Origin of the sequence: Enterococcus malodoratus ATCC 43197 (genome assembly GCF_000407185.1) — a bacterium.
In the GTDB taxonomy this organism is placed as follows: Bacteria; Bacillota; Bacilli; order Lactobacillales; family Enterococcaceae; genus Enterococcus_A; species Enterococcus_A malodoratus.
Genome location: NZ_KE136481.1, coordinates 287,588 through 307,135 on the forward strand (window position 1 = coordinate 287,588; position 19,548 = coordinate 307,135).

Consider the following 19,548-nt stretch of genomic DNA (forward strand, 5'->3'; position numbering starts at 1 on the left):
ATCATTTCGATCTCCTTTTTTATTGCATTTTTAATAATTTTTTTGAAACAAAAATCATGGTTTTTTCATAGGAACTCCCCTAAAAGTTTGTTATCATAAGATTGATAATAATTTTAAAAGGAGAATTTTATGCAACTCAAAAAATTGATAGTCGGCGCAAGCTTATTGCTGTCGATCGGATTATTCGCAGCTTGCGGCAGCAATAATTCCACTAAAGATACAAAAGAAAGTTCCGCAAAAACAACAGAATCTAGTGTAGATTTAAATAAACTGAGTTTGCCTCAGCTAAATGACAAGGTCACTGACGACGAATATTTAGTAGAACTAGTCACGACTGAAGGCAATGTCAAAATTAAGCTCTTTCCTAAACAAGCTCCAAAAGCGGTAGAAAATTTTGTCAAACATGCTAAAGACGGCTACTATAAAGACACTCCCTTCCATCGTGTTATCAAAGATTTCATGATTCAAGGCGGCGATCCTAAGGGAGATGGTACCGGCGGCGAAAGTATCTGGAAAAAAGGTTTCAAAACCGAAGACTCTAAGCAGCTTTACAATATCCGTGGCGCCCTTTCAATGGCTCGCTCGGAATCACGCAGCAGTAACGGTAGTCAGTTCTTCATCGTGACGAACAAAGACGATGTAAGCGATGGATTAGCAGTTCAATATTACCCTAAAAAAATGATTGAACAATACAAAAATGGTGGCGCCCCTCAGCTTGATGGCGAGTACACAGTCTTCGGACAAGTTACTGAAGGCATGGATGTCGTTGATAAAATTGCCAGTGGTGAGGTCAAAGACGGCGGCTCTGGTGAGAAATCAACTCCCGTTGAACCAGTTAAAGTTACTGAAGTAAAAGTATTGCAAGAACCAAAAAAATAGCCAGATAAAAAACCAAAATCTCAGTTATTGGGATTTTGGTTTTTTTGTAAATTATTTTTTTTGATCCTTATCTCCTACGATGAAGGTGAATTCACATTCAGTTACTACCTTCTCTTCCACTGTTGCCCATGCTTTTGCTGTTCCAACAGGCCCCTTAACTTTCTGAATATCAAAATTCAAGAACAAGGTATCTCCCGGACGTACAAATTCTAAAAATTTTGCATGGTTTATACCACCAATATAGGCAGTCTTTCCTTCAAACGCAGCTGATTTTAAAATCAATAATGAACCGGCTTGAGCAAGTGCTTCTACGATCAACGTACCGGGCATGATTGGTTCACCTGGAAAATAGCCTTGAAAAAAATCTTCGTTCATCGTTAAATTTTTCATTGCTGTGATATGTTTTTCATCCTCAAACTCTGTGACTGCATCTAAATAATAAATGGGAAAGCGATTCGGAATCGCAGCCATGATTTCTTCGACATTCATAATTTTTTCCATTTTACACCTCTATGAATATTTTATTTGATTATCAAACTATCATATTCTAATGGTTTAATCAAGACGTATTGAAATATTAAAAAAAATAGTTTGACAATCAAAGCTTTTTCCAACATAATGAGAGCATATTATTTTTTATATTATTTAGGAGTGTGTCATTTAATGTCTATTTTATCTGGAAAGAAAATAATCGTGACTGGCGTAGCCAATAAAAAAAGCATCGCTTGGGGATGTGCGAAAGCAATTGTCGAGCAAGGTGCGGAAATCATTTATACTTACCAAAATGAACGTATGAAAAAAAATCTAGTCAAGTTAGTTGGCGAAGAAGCAAATATGTTTGAACTTGATGTTGCGAGTGACGAAAAGATTGCGGCCGCTTTCGATTCAATTAAAGAAGAATACGGCTCAATTGATGGATTGGTTCATTCAATCGCCTTTGCCAACAAAGAGGAATTGTCTGGCAATGTTACCGAAATCACTCGAGATGGCTTCCAACTGGCTCAAGATATCAGTGCCTATTCATTATTAGCAGTTTCAAAATACGCTGCTCCACTAATGACTGACGGAGGAAGTATCGTAACAATGACTTATATGGGGTCTGAACGCTCGATCCCTAACTACAATATGATGGGAATTGCAAAGGCCGCTTTAGAAGCAGAAGTTCGCTACTTAGCGACAGAATTAGCTCCTAAAAACATTCGAGTGAATGCAATTTCTGCCGGTGCAATCAAAACCCTAGCCGTAACAGGGGTAAAGGATTATCAATCCTTGTTAAGCCTATCCGAAGAACGTACACCAGATAAAGTTGCTGTAACAATTGATGAAGTTGGAAACTCTTGTGCTTTCTTACTAAGTCCGTTAGCAACAGGAATTATCGGAGATATTATCTATGTCGATAAAGGGGTACACTTAAGTTAATAGGTTTCGAAACGCGTCATTAAAAGGACGCGTTTTTTTTATAAAATGACTATCATTTATTTGATTCTTCACTATATAAAAAAGCTCAAATACAAATACTACAAAAAAAGCCACTCATTAAGAGTGGCTTTTTAGCTTTTAAAAATTTACATTTCTCAAATGTGTATAAGACTTGGTCATTATTTCAAAACAGCGAATCTTAAGAAACTACTACCTATCTTCAGCCTTTAGAAAATAGTCATTATACTTCGAAGATCCATCCTTCTGGTGCTTCAACATCCCCAATTTGAATGCCGACAAGTTCTTCATACAACTTTTTCGTCATTGGACCGGTTTCTGTTTCGCTATAAAACACGTGAAAATCATCGTTATTTTGTATGCCCGCAATCGGTGCAATAATCGCGGCCGTCCCGCATGCACCTGCTTCTGCAAATTTGTCTAACTCATCTAAACGAACATCTCCTTCGACAGCCTCCATACCAAAACGCTCCTTTGCTAAATAAAGCAGCGAGTACTTCGTGATGCTCGGCAAAATCGACGGTGATTTCGGAGTGATAAATTGGTTATCATGAGTAATTCCAAAGAAGTTCGCTGAACCAACTTCTTCAATTTTCGTGTGTGTTGCTGGGTCAAGGTAAATACAATCAGAGAAATTGCGATCATGGGCAATTTGACCTGGTAATAAGCTCGCCGCGTAATTGCCGCCGACCTTAGCCGCTCCTGTACCAAATGGTGCCGCACGATCATACTCAGAAACGATAAAATTGCTTGGCGTCAATCCACCTTTAAAATAAGGTCCCACCGGCATACAAAATACACCAAATAGATATTCTGGTGCAGGTATGATCCCGATATTAGGGCCTACACCAATAAGATATGGTCGTAAATACAAAGTAGCTCCAGTACCATATGGTGGAACATATTCTTCATTAGCTTGTACTACCTGCTTAACAGCATCAATAAATTTATCTTCAGGAATTGCCGGCATTTGTAATCGCTCAGCACTTTTGTTTAAACGTTTAGAGTTTTCGTCTGGACGAAATAAATTGATTTTTCCGTCTTTTCTACGATATGCCTTTAATCCTTCAAAACATTCTTGACCGTAATGGAGACAAGTTGAGCCTTCATTAATGGTGATCGTATTATCCTCAGTTAATACGCCCTCATCCCATTGACCATTTTTCCAATGAGAAATATAGCGGAAAGGTGTTTTCATATAATCAAAGCCTAACTCTTCCCATTTTATATTCACCATTCTATCATCCCCTTCTTATTTAAATGATAGTCTATCACTTTCTTCCACTGTTGTCATGATTTTTTTCAGTTAAAAGAAAATTAGGTTCCCTTTTCTTCAGTCGACAGAAAAGCGAAAGATTGTTAGACTATTGTTATTAATCTATAGGAGTGGCTTATGTTTTTATTTACTACACAAACTGTTGATTCCAGCGGTACCAATGTGGTAGACCAGGCGACCGAACAACTATCCGCTTGGCAGAAATATTGGCAATCGATTGATTGGGATCGCGTATTTTCTATCCTAGTTCAAAAAGGAATTACGATTTTAGCAGTGCTAATTTTATTTTACTTGATTCGAAAGATCGGGAGTTTTCTGATTGATCAGTCTTTCGAGCGACAAAAGAAAAAAATGACTGATAATGCTACCAGAATCGAAACAATTCACGCGTTATCAAAGAACATTTTTTCGTATACATTGTTTTTCTTTTTCCTCTATTCCATACTAGATACACTCGGAATTCCTGTCGGTTCTCTTTTAGCCGGTGCTGGAATTGCTGGTATCGCGATTGGTTTGGGCGCACAGGGTTTCACTAATGACATTATCACTGGATTCTTCATCATAATGGAGCAGCAAATCGATGTAGGCGACTATATTCGATTGACTAACTTACAGATTGAAGGAACCGTGACTTCTGTCGGTATTCGGATGCTTCAAATGAAATCAGCCGATGGAACCGTTCATTTTATTCCTAACCGAAATATTACAACCATCAGCAACCTTTCTCGGGCTCACATGCAGGTCAAAGTAGACGTTCGAATTCAACCAGATGAAGGATATGAAAAAATTAGTCATTTAGTTGACCAAGCGAATCAAAAACTAGCGGAAGACTTCAAAGATGAAATATTTGATGGACCAACACTTTTCGGGATGGTTGATTTAGGCAATAGCAACTATGCTATTCGGACGATTATGTATGTGACAAATGGAAAACAATACAAACTTCAAGAAGAGTTTTTAACAACTTATGTAAAAGTTCTAAATCAGAACGGTTTTACTATTCCAAACAATCCGATTTCAATTGGAAAATAAAAAGTTCAACCCATGAAAATGTTCATGGATTGAACTTTTTTTATTAAGCAAAAGGATTGCCATATTTTTCGCGATAGCCGTAATATCCTAATCGATACAAATCGACTTCCTTCTTTGCCGTGATAAGACTGTCTCCGATCAATTGCAAAGTAAATTCGGTAAAATCTAATGCAGCAGTCCCATTAGCCGTTACAAGATTTCGATCACTAACTGCTTGTCTCTCATAAAAATTTTCTGGAGTTTGATAGTTTGGAAAATCCTGCCATAGTAATCGAGCGTTGCCCGTATGCCTGTAGCCCTCGAGCAGCCCCTGCTGAGCCATGTAATCTACGGCACCACAAATAGAAGCTACTGGTAGGCTGTTGATTAATTGACTCTCTATTAAAGCATGCAGCTCTTGATTCTGAATATTCCAGGAGTTCCCGCCAATCAATACTAATAAATCAAAATTTCGATCGATTTCAGAAAAATCTACATCGATCATCGTCTGTAGTCCACCAATTGATTCCACCTTCGGTCCATTCGAAGCAGTCTTTATTTGCCAATCATCTCGTTGATTGAGCAAACTTAACAAATAGGCACCTTCCCAATCCGCATATTGATCTAATAATACGAATAATGCTGTTTTCATGCTATCGCTCCCTTCCACGTTGTTGAATACCTTCAGTTTAACAAAGTTGGAAAAGGAAAGCTTTCGGATTCTAACAGTTTATTTCTTTTTTACCAACTGGCTTTTTTTACACCAGGAATTTGACCCTTATGAGCCAATTCACGAAACTTGATTCGAGACATGCCAAACTTCCGCATGTACCCTCTGGGGCGACCATCAATAAGATCTCTATGCTTTAACCGATTGGGATTTGAGTCTCGCGGTAATTTCGCTAATCCTTCATAGTCTCCTGCAGCTTTTAACGCTAATCGTTGTTCTTTATATTGTTCGATCAATGCTTGTTGTTTTTGCATTTTAATGACTTTGGATTTCTTTGCCATTCTGATCCTCCTTTATTAATGAATCGAGCTTAACCGTAACAGTTACTGTTTAAACACTTACAAAAAAATAGCATGGTTCTATTTTAAAATCAATTTATTTGTATTCTTTAGCGAATTATCTCATCCACAATCGCGGTAGTTATCAGATACGATTTATTTAAGCTATTAATTTACAATTCTTGCTAAAAATGGTCAAAAAAAGAGACCCTTTTCAGGATCTCTTGTTATCAACTTGGTGAATTCGCGTGAAAAATAACCTTAGTCTCTGCGTTTTTACGATCAAACACATGAAAGGTGTAATTCACTGCTTTTAAAATCTCTCTACGAGTCACTATTCCGCAGAATATCCCCTCTTCGTCCAAAACAGGCAAGAAAGAAGCATCTACCAATAAATGCAGTACATCTTCCAGTTCAGCATCTGGACGCATTACTGACACATCCGTTTTCATAACATCAGCAACCGTCAATTCTTCTAAATTGGATGTATCAATACCATTGATACCCAACATTTTTTTTACAATATCATTTAAGCTTAATAACCCGACAAAATGATCCTCTTTATCTAATACTGGAATGGTTGAGTAACCAGCTTGCGATAAAAGTAATAATGCATGTTCCAAAGGATGTTCCTTCATCACGTTAGCAACATTTTCCGCTGGAATCACCATGGCTTCTTCATGTTCCTTCATTAATTTTTCAATCGCGGGACTAATCATATGACGCCTCCGTTCTAATAGCTTCATCTTATTTTACCTTACAGGCAAAAAGAAAGCGCTGTTTACCCAAATATTTAATAAAAATTAGGAACTAACGTTCAAAATCGGCCGCTAATTCTTCGATTGATTGGTGTGCTCGATTATAGTATTCTACATGATAATTCTTTGCTTCACTGTCAATAATCGCATAGCTAGGAATTTGAACAGGACCACGAGGTTGGGAAATACTTCCGGGGTTCACGAACAGAATATTTTTATCAAGTTCAGCAACCGCTTGATGAATGTGCCCAAATAATGCAATATTCGCACCGGCTTCCTGCGCCTGTAACGAGAGCATCGTCAATCCAAATCGAACGTTTGATAAATGCCCATGGGTCATATAAATGACATCATTGCCAATCGAAACAACCTGCTCCTTTTTGTAGCCAGGATCATAGTCACAGTTTCCCGTTACGACTGTAAAATGCTCCCATAATTCGTCATTGGCTTTCAATTCTGAGTCCCCACAGTGAAACATATGATCCACCATTCCGACGTAACGGTTAACGATTTCCACTAAAATATTGCGATCACCATGATTATCGCTGACAACTAAATATTTCATTTATTCTCCTCCAACCAGCTCTTCCAGACTTTTTCTAGTTTCTTTACAGCCATCCCGCGATGACTTATTTGATTTTTTTCTTCGCTCGTTAATTCAGCAGAAGTTTTTCGATATTCTGGAACAATGAATAATGGATCATAACCAAAACCGTTATCCCCTTGTGGAATTCGACCGATTCGGCCATCCCAATCGGCTTCTACTACTAGACTTTCTTTTTGGGGAGCAGCAAAAACTAATGTGCAATGGAAATGCGCTGTCCTTTTTTCATCAGGAACATCTGTTAATTCATGTAATAATTTCGCATTATTAGCTGCATCACTTTTTCTTTCTCCAGCAAAACGAGCAGAAAAAATTCCCGGCATGCCATTCAAGGCATCAACAACTAAGCCAGAGTCATCAGCTAAAACTGGTTGTTGTAAGATCTGTGCAATTGTTTCTGCCTTCAAACGTGCATTTTCTTCAAAAGTTGTTCCAGTTTCTTCAACATCAGGCAAGTTAGGATAATCTAATAGCGTTTTGGTTTGATAACCCTCTTTTGCAAATAGTGCTGCGAATTCCTTTGCTTTGCCTGGATTGCGAGTTGCAATCACGATCGTTTTCTCTTCTGTCGCAATTTCAGTAAGAAGAGCTTCTTTTTGATACGCAATCAAATCTTGGATCCCTGCTTTTCCGTGCAAGATCAAAGCATTTAGTTCATCATCATCAAATGTCGCTTCCTCGCCCGTTCCCTGGATCTCGACAAATCGGCCAGACTCAGTCATCACAAGGTTCATGTCGACGGCGGCTGAAGAATCTTCTTGATAGTCTAGATCAGTCACGACAGTACCTTCTGGTAAAACACCAACACTTATTGCTGCTAAATGTTCCTTGATGGGGTCTTTCTTTAGTTCGCCATTTGCTAATAGTTTATTGATCGCTAAACGCAATGCAACAAATCCTCCGGTAATACTAGCAGTTCTAGTTCCTCCATCGGCTTGAATTACGTCACAGTCAACGATGATACTACGCTCACCAAGCTTCTCTAAATCAATCACAGCGCGTAATGAACGCCCAATCAAACGTTGAATTTCCATCGTTCGTCCAGTTAGCTTTCCTTTGGCGCTTTCACGGCGATTACGTGTATTCGTCGCTCTGGGCAACATGCTGTATTCAGCAGTCACCCAACCTGTTCCGCTGTTACGCAAAAATGGTGGCACTGATTCTTCTAAAGTCGCTGAACATATTACCTTCGTATCCCCAAAAGAGATAATGACTGACCCTTCAGGATGCTTAAAAACATTCGTCTCAATTTTAATCGGCCTTAATTGTTGAACCGCTCTTCCATCATGTCGCAAACTATCTTCCTCCTAAATTAATATGCTTAACATTTAAATCTATAATATTCAACCATTCACCAGCGATATCTTTAAACATTTTAGGTGAACCTGTAGTATAGAAAGTTCTTGCTTTAGTTTCGGATTGTTCAAAATTATTTAAATCGAAATAATCCAACAAAGTACTGACATCATTGACTGTTTCTGCTCCCGAGTCAATCAAAGTTACGTTTTGCCCAATCACATTCTGGATAATCGGACGCAATAATGGATAATGGGTACATCCCAAAATTAACGTATCTAATTTTTCCTTTTTTAAGGGTGCCAGAGATTGTGAAACAATCTTTTTGGCTACAGAACTATTAAACTGATTACTTTCAACGATTGGCACAAATTTTGGGCAGGCCAGACTAGCAACATACGTTTCTGGTGCTTTTTCTTGCAGCTCATGTTTATAAGATCCACTTTTAACAGTTCCTAGTGTTCCGATGATACCTACACGACTATTTTTACTTGCTTTTAATGCAGCACGTGATCCTGGTTGGATAACACCAATAACAGGAATATCAACGTTCTTCTTAATCTCTTCTAAAGCCACTGCGGTTGCTGTATTGCAAGCAATCACAAGCATTTTGATATTTTTCTCCAATAAAAAACGAGTCATTTGCCACGTAAACTCAATGACTTGCTCAGCAGGTCGAGGCCCATACGGACAGCGCGCCGTATCTCCAAGATATAAAATTTCTTCATTTGGTAGCTGGCGCATTGCTTCTTTAACCACAGTTAAACCACCTACGCCAGAGTCAATAAATCCAATTGGTCTTTCATTTGACAAAACGCTCACCCTATCTAGTTCCAAGTATCACCCTATTTTCCACTTTTTGAAGAAATATTTCAAGCCCTAGAACCCTGTATAATGAAAAGCGTTTTCTTTTGAATGAATAACAATGAATGCTACACTATTTATGAGAGAGGTGGATAAAATGGATAAAAAAGAGCTAACCGAAAACTTGGGAAAAGTTTCTGCTGGCGATCGTAATCAAGACCCTGCAGTCAAGGCAACTGAAAAGGAAACGGAGAAACAGAAGAAAGAACATAAAGAGGACTCTGAACCTGGTTTGCTGGAAAAGCTTGGTAAAACGCAGGCAGGCGCTATCTACGAAGATCCGGCCATGAAAGAAACTGAGCACAAAACAGAAAAAGAAAAAAACGATTAATAGTTTTTGTATTGAACTTTCTTAGTAATAAATTTGAGTCATTACAGTAAAAATATTAAAAAAGCGAAGTCTGATCATTTTGATCAAGACTTCGCTTTTTTTAATAATTATATTTACTATTCTCTAAAAAGCTTGAAAGAAGCGAAAGTAAATAGCACACCACAAAATACATCGCAGTCATTGCAATAAACATTGGAATGACATAATTAGTATTTTGTCCGTAAATTATTTTGGCGTTATGAGTCAACTCCGGCAAAGAGATGATTACCGCCAAAGATGTATCCTTAATCAAAGAGATTAATTGGCTCAAAATTGCCGGTAACATAGATTTAAACGCTTGAGGCATAACGATCAATATCAATGTCTGGACATAAGTCAGACCTGAAGACATCCCCGCCTCTGTTTGTCCCTTTGGCACAGCATTCAACCCAGCACGAAAAATTTCTGACAACATCGCTGATTCAAATATCGTTAATGCAGCGACCGCTGCCCAAAAGATATTTAACTTGATGCCGATTTGCGGCAAGGCAAAATAGGTGAAAAAAATGATCAATAATAATGGTAGGTTACGGATGATATCCACGATAATGCTAACAATTCGTGAAAGGATCGGAATATTACTATACCGAACAGTCCCCGCAATCCCTCCTAGTATCATACTGAAAACAATCGAGACGATCGAAACTTGAACCGTCACCCATAGCCCGTCTAAAAGGAATCGCAAATTGATCCATGAAAAAGCATCACTCATATTCATTTTACTCCTTTCTTTCTAGGCCTTTGACCAATGTTTATCTAAATAATTCATCAGATAAGACAAAGGCAGCGTTAAAATCAAATAGAACAAGCCGACAATAATATACGTATCAAATGTATTAAATGTATTACTAGCAATCAAATCACCTTGATACATCAGGTCTAAACCCGCAACCATCGCTAAGATCGAAGAATTTTTAATCAAGTTGATAAATTGATTACCCAATGGTGGCACAACAATTTTGAAGGCTTGGGGCAATACAATGAAACGCAGTGTCTCTGCATAAGAAAAACCAGAAGAAAGCCCTGCTTCCATTTGTCCTTTTGGTACTGTTTGAATTCCTGAGCGAACAGTCTCTGCGATAAACGCCGAAGTATAAATTGTTAAGCCTATAGTTCCTGCTTGAAAACCATCAAAGCTGTAAAAATACATTGGTGCGATAACATAAAAGAACATTACTATAATTAGTAACGGAATATTTCGAAAGAAGGCAACGTATGCCTTTGATAGGCTGCGAATAATTCGATTATGAGACAATTGTAAAATTGCCATTAATGTTCCAATGATTAAACTGAAAATTAACGCTAATAAACTTGCATAGATTGTAAACTTAAAGCCGTTAACAAAATCAGCCGAATAGGTTTGAAATAATTGTGCCATTAGAACTGCGCCCCTTTCTTCGCTCGACCATCTGCATCTTTAGGGAACCATTTTTCAAAAATTTTATTATAGGTTCCATTATCATGCATTTTATGTAGCGCAGTATTTACTTCTTTCAAGAAGTCTTCTTGTCCTTTGTTGATAGCAATTCCGTAGGGCTCATTTGTGAAGGTACCGCCAGTTAACTCATACTCATCATTTTCCGAAGCCATTCCCAAGAGGATTGCATTATCGGTCGTCATTGCTTGACCTTGACCAGATTGCAAAGCCGTGAATGCTTCCGCGTAATTCTCCAGTTCAAGAATTTTTGCGTCAGGAGCATGTTTACGAATATTAATGGTCGAGGTCGATCCCTTAACAGCCAGGACTGTATCTTCAGAAGTCAAATCTTTGATATCCTTGATATGACTTCCCTTCTTAACTAATAAAGACTGCCCTGCATCAAAATAGATATCAGAAAAATCGACTTGTTTTTTCCGATCTTCAGTAATCGTCATCGTCGCAATAATTGCATCAATATTCCCGTTTTTTAGCAGCGGAATACGCGTCTTTGAAGTCACTTCGACGAAATCTGCTTTTCCATCTTTACCAAGAATCTCTTTCGTAATTGCTTTTGCAATATCTATATCAAAGCCTTCAACCTTGCGGGTTTTGATATCCATCATGCCAAATAAACGTGTATCGTACTTCACACCCCAAGTAATAGTAGGTTCTTTTTCGATTCGTTTCGCAATATTTTCATTTGCAACACTTTCTCCTTTACATCCTGAAAGGACCACCATGATCATCAGCGGAATGAACAGAAAGGAGACTAATTTTTTTATCTTTGACATAAGCCGCCTCCTAATGATTGATTACTTTGCTGACAAATTGTTGTGCTCGTTCATCTTGCGGCTTTTCAAAGAACCCTTTAATATCTCGTGTATCTTCTAATACCTCACCATCCGCCATAAAGATGATTCGATCTGCAACTTCTTTAGCAAACCCCATCTCGTGTGTTACTACAATCATCGACATTCCATCACGAGCAATTTTTTTCATGACATTTAAAACATCGCCAATCATTTCGGGATCAAGTGCAGACGTGGGCTCATCAAAAAGCAGCAATTCAGGATTCATCGCTAAGCCACGGGCGATGGCAATCCGTTGTTGCTGTCCACCAGATAACATCGAAGGATGAGAATCCTTCTTGTCCAACATGTCCACTCGGTCTAATAATTTCTCTGCTGTCTTTGTCGCTTCTTGCGAAGACTGCTTTAAGACCTTGATTGGAGCTAACGTGATATTTTCTAACGCTGTCTTGTTTGGATAAAGATTAAAATGCTGAAAGACCATTCCAATATTTTTTCGAATATCTTTTAGCTTAACTTCTTTACTATGTAAATTCTTCTCATTTACAAGTAGTTCGCCAGAAGAAATGTCTTCAAGTCCGTTGATACAGCGTAGCATCGTGCTTTTCCCTGACCCAGATGGTCCGATCACCACAACGACTTCGCCTTTTTCAAAGGTCAAGTTAATATTTTTCAAAGCATGAAACTTCCCATAGTATTTTTCCACATGCTTGAATTCAATCATTGACATGTTTAACCACCTCATTTTCCCTTAGAGTTTTCTAATTTTTCCAATGTGAGTCTAATTATAAGCTAAGTTTTTTTACTTTGTAAAGAAAAAAACTCATGGTTAGAAAAAAATATTTCAACAACTTCTATTTGCATGTGATATTTTTTAACATCAAAGTTGTTTGTTCATTCGATAAAAATGGTGATAAGAGTTGTCAGGTTTGAAAAAAAAAGGTAGTATTTGAAGAGACTATTGAAAGAATTTTTACGAAAAGGTGAGTTAATGAAAAATATCATTTTGACTGGTGATCGTCCAACTGGACAGTTACATTTAGGGCACTATGTTGGCTCTTTGAAAAATCGCGTTCTGATGCAGGAAGATCCTGAAAATAAATTGTTTATTATGATTGCCGATATGCAGGCGCTGACTGATAATGCAAAAAATCCGGAAAAGGTTTCATCAAATGTTCTACAAGTTGCTTTGGATTACCTAGCTGTTGGCTTGGATCCAAAACGTTCTACTCTCTTTATCCAATCACAGATTCCTGAACTGGCTGAGTTAACCATGTACTATTTGAATCTAGTTAGTGTGGGGCGCGTTCGTCGCAACCCAACAGTGAAGTCTGAAATTGAACAGAAAAAATTTGGTGAAAGTGTCCCTGCTGGGTTCTTTATCTACCCTGTCTCTCAAGCCTCAGACATTACAGCATTCAAAGCAAATCTTGTCCCTGTGGGAGAAGATCAAAAACCCATGCTGGAGCAAACACAAGAAATCGTGCAAAGTTTTAACCATACTTATGGTGAAGTACTTGTAGAGCCAAAAGGCGTTTTTCCTGAAAAAGGACAAGGCCGTCTGCCTGGAATTGATGGCAACGGAAAAATGAGTAAATCACTAGGTAACGGAATTTATCTAGCCGATTCTGCTGATGTTTTGGCGAAGAAAGTCATGAGCATGTATACTGATCCAAATCACATTCACGTGGAAGATCCAGGTCAAGTTGAAGGAAATATGGTTTTCACTTACCTAGATGTTTTTGGTACAGATAAAGAAAAGATCGCTGAGTTAAAGGAACATTATCGCCATGGCGGACTCGGGGATGTAAAAATTAAGCGTTATTTGATCGAAGTATTGGAAGCAACATTTGGACCGATTCGTGCTCGCCGTGAGGAATATGCAAAGAATCCAGAGGCAATTATGCAAATGTTGAAAGAAGGCAGCGAAAATGCTCAAGCTGCTGCCGCTGAGACTTTGGCGGAAGTAAAACAATCAATGGGAATCAATTATTTTAATTAACAAAAAAGCACTCGAGTAATTTCGAGTGCTTTTCTTTATTGTCAATTTTTGACTGTTTCGACTTAATGGTAGAAGTCAAAGCGACCTTTCGACATCACTTCTTTGACCCCACCCGTTTCGAATAATGAGCGGTCCATAATGGCTTTTTTGATAAATGAAGCTGGATAAGCCGTTACCTCTGTTTTACCTACTAAACCAAACGCGTGAGTATTACCGATTGAGGCAACTGATCCAAGCGACTTGAATGAAAATACCTTGCTTGGTTGTCCCTTGATTTGATCCAAGATATCCTTACCGGCATAAGATCCCATCTTCAATGCAATTTGTGCGGTTGTTGGATAAGGTCGATTGCTAGAAGGGTCCATTACTGCAGAAACATCTCCTAACAAGTAAACATCATCGTGATTTGGGTCAGTCAAGTTAGGTTTCACCATTACGCGTCCGCGACGTTCTTCAAAACCAGAATCGCCGATCACTTGGCTCCCACTAACACCTGTAGTCCAAACAATCGTTTTTGCTTTGAGTGCGACTAAATCATTTTCATCATCTTTTGAATTTTGATAAATGACTGCTCCTGGTTCTACTTTTTTAATTGGCTTGCCCGTTAATAATTTGACATCCCATTTGTTCAAATACTTGATACAATATTGACCGAGTTTATCGCTGAACATCGGTAAAATTTTGTCTACAGCCTCAACACAATAAATTTGGATATCTTCAGGTTTTACGCCGGCGATATTTGCGAATGACTTACTTCCTTCAACAAGCGCGCCTACAAGCTCGATTCCTGTAAAACCAGCGCCGCAGACAACGATACGCAAATATTCCTCATTCTTAGTTTCTTTATATTGCTTCATTTGTTCAATAATGTGTTTGTGCACTTGGTCGGCCGTCTTCACATCTACCATCTCTAATGAGTTTTCTTTTACACCCGGTATACCAAATGACTCTGACTGAAACCCTAATGCTACGATCAAATAATCATACTTAAGTGTTTGATTTTCCAAATAAACTTCCTTTTGGTCGGCATCAATCTTATCTACCGTATCCTTGATAAACGTAGTTTTCTTCGGATTTACGACATCCTTAATGTCATAACAAATTTTTTCATCTGGTTGTGTTCCAGCAGCAACCTCGTGCAAACTAGTAGACTCATAGTGATAATCATTACGATCCACTAAAGTAATATGAATATCTGCCCCTGATTTTTGTAATACATGCAGAGCCCGCAAACCTGCGTAACCTGCGCCTAAAATTACGATTTCTTTCATTTTATATTCCTCCTAGTTTGTAACTATATAATTGATTTTTTTAAATCAAAAATTAAAACTCGTCAATTATATTGCTAAATAAATACTGGTGTTTTACAAAAATACGAAACGGATATCCGTTAAAATAGAAACACCAATGCAAAACTGATCACTTGTGCGGCAGCCCCTACTGCTAAGATTCTTACCGCACAAATAAACGTTTCTCGTTTAACTTGTTTGGTAAGAAACATCTGAATTTGTTTGTAGATATACGGTACCGCAAAAATCGTCCCCAGCATTGACCATGGAGCGATTCCGATGACTACCGAAAGTAAGATTGCCAAGAAAGCGACAAGGTTCATCCCTACAAATAAGCGAATTGCTCGCTGCTTTCCTAAATAATGTACCAATGTAAAGCGATTATTCTTTTCGTCTTCTTCTAAGTCACAAATATTGTTCGCCAGCATCAAGTTTGCGATCCATAACGTATTCGGTAATGAGATCAAAAAAATTTCACTTATATTAGTAAAGCTCCATTGGAAAACTTCATACGTATTCAAATACACACACAAACATGTAATCATAAACCCCATTGTTAATCCTGAAAAAACTTCTCCCAACGGAAGACTAGATAATGGCTTTGGACCAGATGAATAAAAAATTCCCACACCATAGCAAAATAACCCCATCAATAAAAAAGGCCACCCGACTACGAAAGACAAACCGATTCCGATCAATGCCGAAACAATGATCATTCCCATCATCATTTGAAAAACTAGTTTCAAATCCAAGTTCTCTCGTCCAATGATATTGGTTTTCTCTCGATAGTCGTGAATTTCCGTCGCATGGTGGTAGTCGTTGTAATTGTCTAAAATATCTACCGCCATATTGAAAATGAACATCGCGATAAAGTACAACAGGACTAAACCTAAATGAAGTTTGTGAAAATTATACAGGCTAAAACAAATCCCAATAAAAAAAGGCAGGACACTCGCGGTTTTCGCTTTAAATTCCACGAGCTCCAAGAAAACGGTTAAATTCATCTCACCCAACTTTCTCAATTTTCTTTTTCGTATTCATTATGCTATTTTTAATCCTTTTGTTCAAAAGATCTGCTTGCCTTTTCTGTGTAAACTTCTCCATTTCATCATTCGAGCATTCTGGTAGTTTTTCTGATAGTCATAGGATAGAATAAGATTGAAAACATTGTTAGAAGGAGCACCTATGTTAGACTATTGGAATGAATACCCAAAAATTCAAGAAAATCTAATTCAAGTTAAGAAATTGATCTCACAAAGACTTGTTATTAATAATAAATCGATTGAAGAGGCCATCACAAAATTTTCTTCCACAGGAGGAAAAATGATTCGTCCGGCACTCTTTTTTCTTTTTGCTGATTTTGGGAATAAAAAAGATCAAGAACAACTGGTAAAAATCGCAGCTTCTCTTGAATTGCTGCATTCGGCTACATTGGTTCATGATGATATCATTGACGATTCTCCTACCAGACGTGGTATGCCCTCAATCCAATCTCGTTTTGGTAAAGACGTCGCGGTTTACACAGGAGATTTTATGTATACTAGCTATTTTGAACTATTAGCAGAATGCATGAGCCAAACCCCTTTCCTATTAAAAAATGCACAGTCAATGAAAAAAGTCTTACAAGGTGAACTAACTCAAATGGCCGGTACCTTTAATCCTGATCAGACAATCAAGGACTATCTGCGAAACATTAATGGTAAAACAGCGGAATTGATTCGACTCAGTTGTCATGAAGGAGCCTATTTTGGTGGAGCAGATGAGAAATTGCAATCCCGGGCAAAACGAATCGGTTCTGCCATCGGATTAGCTTTTCAAGTATATGATGATATTTTGAATTTCTCTTTAGAACTGGGAAATGAACAAAAGCCAATCCTAACTGATGTACAACAAGGAATTTTCACTCTGCCTTTACTGATTGCACGCGATGAGCAACCAGTAATTATTCGACCTTACCTAGAAAAACCTGAAACTTTATCTCAGCAAGAATTAATTCAATTAGCACTCTATGTTGATAAATTTGGGGGAATTGCTGGTGCACTGAAGTTTGCAGAGAATTTAACGCAGAAGGCTTTGACTGAAATACAAGAATTACCTGAAGGAAAAAGTAAGGAGATTCTCAAAAAAGTGGCTACGCAACTACTAGAACGTTCCTATTAGAATATCAAAAAAGACCCTAAGCATACGAGATGCGACAAAAATTTCGTATACTTAGGTTCTTTTTATTATTATTTTGTTTTTATACTCAATTGTTAGAGACAGTTCTTCATCTTCCATTTTTAACATGTTAGAATGAACATGAAAACGCATAAGGAGTAATGATGAATGAATACTCATGAACTATATAAGAAATTGGAACTCTCTCCGGTAATCGCTGCGTCAAAAAACGAAGCAGAGCTCGATGCCGCCATAAAATCGGAAAGTGAAGTCATCTTTGTGCTCCAATCACATCTGATGGAACTTGCAGAGCTATCTAAAAAAATCAGATCAAGTAACAAAGCAGCAATTTTGCATATCGATTTGGTTAAGGGGTTATCGTCAGATGAAATGGCCGTTGATTTTATTAAACAATCTACTACTTTTGACGGAATCATTTCCACCAAGCCAGCAATTATTCGCCATGCAAAAAAACATGGCTTGCTAGCAATCCAACGTTTCTTTCTTTTGGATTCTTCCGCTTTAGAAAATGTCAACCGCCAACTAAAATATACAGAGGCTGATTTAGTCGAGGTTCTTCCTAGCGTCTCGCCAAAAATTATCAAAGAACTGGTCCATCATTCTAAAAGACCACTGATCGTCGGCGGTCTGATCCGTGACAAAGAAGACATCATGGGCGCTTTAGGTGCTGGGAGTCTTGCTGTGTCAACGACAGAAAGTTCGATTTGGTCAATTTAGAGATTGTTGCACTTTCATAAAGGTGTTATAATACAGGTAATTAAATATCGGCTAGAGATAAAAAGAGTATAGCGACAAACGTCAACAAACATTGGCGTCTGTTAACTGTACTCTTTTTTTGCTGCGTTCAATTGCAAACACTAAGGGAGTCAGCATTTAGAAAAACGGGAGGAATTGTTCATGTATGATGTAATTGTAATCGGTTGCGGAATTGTTGGTTCCGCTACTGCCTATGAACTAAGCAAATATCAACTAAAGACCCTAGTCGTAGAGGCTGAAAATGACGTTAGTCTCGGTGCTACTAGGGCGAACAGTGCCATCTTACACGCAGGGTTTGACCCTGAACCTGGCAGTCTGATGGCCAAACTCAACGTTGAAGGCGCAGAACGTGCAAAAGAACTTTGTCAAAAACTGTCCGTTCACTATGATCAGATTGGTTCCCTTGTCGTTGCTTTTTCATCTGAAGAGCTTGACTTAATTCAAGTTCTTTATGAGCGTGGTGTGAAAAATGGTGTAAAAGATTTAGCGTTATTAGATCAAAATGCGCTTCATCAAATGGAGCCTAATCTTTCGAAGAAAAGTCTAGGTGCCCTGCATGCTCCAACAGCAGCAATCGTAAATCCATGGGAATTTTGCCTTGCTTTAGCAGAAACTGCCGTGAGAAATGATGTGGAAATTGCTCTAAATAATCGGGTGAATAAAATTCAGAAGACAGAAAATGGTTATCTAGTCACGACAAATCAAACCACCCATCAGACAAAATATATCTTCAATGCCGCCGGGGTTCATTCGGACGATATTCACAACCTGATTGCCGAGCCCAATTTTGAAATTACGCCCAAACGCGGCGAATACTACCTTTTAGATAAATCAGAGGGAGACGTTGTGAATCATGTCATCTTCCAGTGTCCTTCGAGTGTTGGAAAAGGCGTTTTAATCAGTCCGACTGTCCACGGAAATTTAGTCGTAGGACCTAATTCAGAAGCAGTTTTACGAGATGAACTAGACAGCGGTAAAGATACCGGAAATACTGCGCTGGGCTTAAAAGCCGTTGCAGATCTGGCGAAAAAGTCTCTCCCAGAGCTCAATTTACGCCAATCAATTCGAAATTTCTCTGGTGTTCGAGCTAATAACAGCACTGGCGATTTCGTCCTGCAGGAGGCAGCTCCTGGATTTATCGATCTAGCGGGGATAAAATCACCTGGGCTCACCTCTGCCCCAGCGATCGCCTTGTATGGCATTGAAATGTTGGAAAAGTCAGTTAACAGAAAATTTTCATTAAAAAATAACTATGTTGATTCCCGGGATAAAATCGTCTTTGATGAGCTTAGTATTGACGAAAAAAATGAAGTGATTTCTAGCGATAAAAACTATGGCAGAGTTATTTGCCGTTGTGAAACGATTACTGAAGGAGAAATTCGAGCGGCGGCTCACTCCCCTGTTCCACCCGTTTCTGTTGATGGGATCAAACGCAGGTGTAACGCCGGAATGGGACGATGTCAGGGAGGTTTTTGTGGGCCAAGAGTCGTCGAAATCTTGGCGGAGGAGCTGCATAAATCTCCATTAGATATTTTGCAAGATCGTGCAGGCAGTAGTATTTTAGTCGGCACGACAAAAGGAGGTCGTTGAT

Annotated in this window: 22 protein-coding genes; 8 read left to right on the forward strand and 14 right to left on the reverse strand. The window is 38.4% G+C overall.

Annotated features, from left to right (window positions below; all coding sequences use genetic code 11):
• The first annotated feature begins 129 nt into the window (after window positions 1-129).
• Window positions 130-879, forward strand: coding sequence for a peptidylprolyl isomerase (locus I585_RS01320; protein ID WP_010739230.1), 750 nt, complete (start codon window positions 130-132; stop codon window positions 877-879).
• A gap of 51 nt (window positions 880-930) precedes the next feature.
• Here the strand turns inward: I585_RS01320 and fabZ are convergent, their stop codons facing one another.
• Complete coding sequence (gene fabZ, locus I585_RS01325) at window positions 931-1,380, reverse strand: 3-hydroxyacyl-ACP dehydratase FabZ (RefSeq protein WP_010739231.1); 450 nt, start codon at window positions 1,378-1,380, stop codon at window positions 931-933.
• A gap of 162 nt (window positions 1,381-1,542) precedes the next feature.
• Here fabZ and fabI point away from each other — a divergent pair, with 162 nt between their 5' ends.
• Entirely contained in the window at window positions 1,543-2,298 is a 756-nt protein-coding gene (fabI, locus tag I585_RS01330; RefSeq protein WP_010739232.1) for an enoyl-ACP reductase FabI, read from the forward strand.
• A 241-nt stretch (window positions 2,299-2,539) separates the two neighbouring features.
• Here the strand turns inward: fabI and I585_RS01335 are convergent, their stop codons facing one another.
• On the reverse strand, window positions 2,540-3,553 hold the full coding sequence (locus tag I585_RS01335) for a branched-chain amino acid aminotransferase (protein ID WP_010739233.1): 1,014 nt from the start codon (window positions 3,551-3,553) through the stop codon (window positions 2,540-2,542).
• Between the two features lie 156 nt (window positions 3,554-3,709).
• Here I585_RS01335 and I585_RS01340 point away from each other — a divergent pair, with 156 nt between their 5' ends.
• Window positions 3,710-4,624, forward strand: a complete 915-nt coding sequence (locus I585_RS01340; RefSeq protein ID WP_010739234.1) for a mechanosensitive ion channel family protein — start codon at window positions 3,710-3,712, stop codon at window positions 4,622-4,624.
• A 43-nt stretch (window positions 4,625-4,667) separates the two neighbouring features.
• On the opposite strand, the gene I585_RS01345 is transcribed toward I585_RS01340, so the two are convergent.
• From I585_RS01345 to racE, 6 genes are all read right to left on the reverse strand, one after another.
• Window positions 4,668-5,255, reverse strand: coding sequence for a DJ-1/PfpI family protein (locus I585_RS01345; RefSeq protein ID WP_010739235.1), 588 nt, complete (start codon window positions 5,253-5,255; stop codon window positions 4,668-4,670).
• An 89-nt stretch (window positions 5,256-5,344) separates the two neighbouring features.
• Window positions 5,345-5,614, reverse strand: a complete 270-nt coding sequence (gene rpsN, locus I585_RS01350) for a 30S ribosomal protein S14 (protein WP_010739236.1) — start codon at window positions 5,612-5,614, stop codon at window positions 5,345-5,347.
• Window positions 5,615-5,841: 227 nt separating this feature from the next.
• The gene (gene cbpB / locus I585_RS01355) at window positions 5,842-6,330 is read right to left on the reverse strand and encodes a cyclic-di-AMP-binding protein CbpB (RefSeq protein ID WP_010739237.1); all 489 of its coding nucleotides are present in this window, start codon (window positions 6,328-6,330) and stop codon (window positions 5,842-5,844) included.
• A 91-nt stretch (window positions 6,331-6,421) separates the two neighbouring features.
• The gene (locus I585_RS01360) at window positions 6,422-6,934 is read right to left on the reverse strand and encodes a metallophosphoesterase (protein ID WP_010739238.1); all 513 of its coding nucleotides are present in this window, start codon (window positions 6,932-6,934) and stop codon (window positions 6,422-6,424) included.
• Entirely contained in the window at window positions 6,931-8,268 is a 1,338-nt protein-coding gene (gene rph / locus I585_RS01365; protein ID WP_010739239.1) for a ribonuclease PH, read from the reverse strand. The genes I585_RS01360 and rph overlap by 4 nt, the downstream gene beginning before the upstream one ends.
• Before the next feature lies 1 nt (window position 8,269).
• The gene (racE, locus tag I585_RS01370) at window positions 8,270-9,082 is read right to left on the reverse strand and encodes a glutamate racemase (protein WP_034708248.1); all 813 of its coding nucleotides are present in this window, start codon (window positions 9,080-9,082) and stop codon (window positions 8,270-8,272) included.
• Window positions 9,083-9,230: 148 nt separating this feature from the next.
• On the opposite strand from racE, the gene I585_RS01375 reads away from it, so the two are divergent.
• Complete coding sequence (locus tag I585_RS01375; RefSeq protein ID WP_010739241.1) at window positions 9,231-9,464, forward strand: hypothetical protein; 234 nt, start codon at window positions 9,231-9,233, stop codon at window positions 9,462-9,464.
• 100 nt (window positions 9,465-9,564) lie between these two features.
• Here the strand turns inward: I585_RS01375 and I585_RS01380 are convergent, their stop codons facing one another.
• Genes I585_RS01380 through I585_RS01395 form a run of 4 tightly spaced genes read right to left on the reverse strand, consistent with a single transcriptional unit; the run spans window position 9,565 to window position 12,462 of the window.
• Window positions 9,565-10,221, reverse strand: coding sequence for an amino acid ABC transporter permease (locus I585_RS01380; protein WP_034708249.1), 657 nt, complete (start codon window positions 10,219-10,221; stop codon window positions 9,565-9,567).
• Window positions 10,222-10,236: 15 nt separating this feature from the next.
• Complete coding sequence (locus I585_RS01385; protein WP_010739243.1) at window positions 10,237-10,881, reverse strand: amino acid ABC transporter permease; 645 nt, start codon at window positions 10,879-10,881, stop codon at window positions 10,237-10,239.
• Window positions 10,881-11,714, reverse strand: coding sequence for a transporter substrate-binding domain-containing protein (locus tag I585_RS01390; protein WP_010739244.1), 834 nt, complete (start codon window positions 11,712-11,714; stop codon window positions 10,881-10,883). The genes I585_RS01385 and I585_RS01390 overlap by 1 nt, the downstream gene beginning before the upstream one ends.
• Window positions 11,715-11,724: 10 nt before the next feature.
• The gene (locus I585_RS01395) at window positions 11,725-12,462 is read right to left on the reverse strand and encodes an amino acid ABC transporter ATP-binding protein (protein ID WP_010739245.1); all 738 of its coding nucleotides are present in this window, start codon (window positions 12,460-12,462) and stop codon (window positions 11,725-11,727) included.
• 261 nt (window positions 12,463-12,723) lie between these two features.
• Between I585_RS01395 and trpS the strand changes: the two genes are divergently transcribed.
• Window positions 12,724-13,734 carry a tryptophan--tRNA ligase gene (trpS, locus tag I585_RS01400; RefSeq protein WP_010739246.1) on the forward strand — a complete coding sequence of 337 codons (1,011 nt, stop codon included), beginning with the start codon at window positions 12,724-12,726 and terminating at the stop codon, window positions 13,732-13,734.
• Window positions 13,735-13,796: 62 nt separating this feature from the next.
• Here trpS and I585_RS01405 read toward each other — a convergent pair whose 3' ends face one another.
• Window positions 13,797-15,005 carry an NAD(P)/FAD-dependent oxidoreductase gene (locus I585_RS01405; protein ID WP_010739247.1) on the reverse strand — a complete coding sequence of 403 codons (1,209 nt, stop codon included), beginning with the start codon at window positions 15,003-15,005 and terminating at the stop codon, window positions 13,797-13,799.
• A gap of 119 nt (window positions 15,006-15,124) precedes the next feature.
• Window positions 15,125-16,027 (reverse strand): prenyltransferase, encoded by a 903-nt coding sequence (locus I585_RS01410; RefSeq protein WP_010739248.1) that lies wholly within the window; start codon window positions 16,025-16,027, stop codon window positions 15,125-15,127.
• Between the two features lie 181 nt (window positions 16,028-16,208).
• On the opposite strand from I585_RS01410, the gene I585_RS01415 reads away from it, so the two are divergent.
• From I585_RS01415 to I585_RS01425, 3 genes are all read left to right on the forward strand, one after another.
• Window positions 16,209-17,183, forward strand: a complete 975-nt coding sequence (locus tag I585_RS01415; RefSeq protein ID WP_010739249.1) for a polyprenyl synthetase family protein — start codon at window positions 16,209-16,211, stop codon at window positions 17,181-17,183.
• Between the two features lie 165 nt (window positions 17,184-17,348).
• Window positions 17,349-17,918 carry a glycerol-3-phosphate responsive antiterminator gene (locus tag I585_RS01420; protein ID WP_010739250.1) on the forward strand — a complete coding sequence of 190 codons (570 nt, stop codon included), beginning with the start codon at window positions 17,349-17,351 and terminating at the stop codon, window positions 17,916-17,918.
• Window positions 17,919-18,098: 180 nt separating this feature from the next.
• Window positions 18,099-19,547, forward strand: a complete 1,449-nt coding sequence (locus tag I585_RS01425; protein ID WP_010739251.1) for an NAD(P)/FAD-dependent oxidoreductase — start codon at window positions 18,099-18,101, stop codon at window positions 19,545-19,547.
• Window position 19,548: the final 1 nt, after the last annotated feature.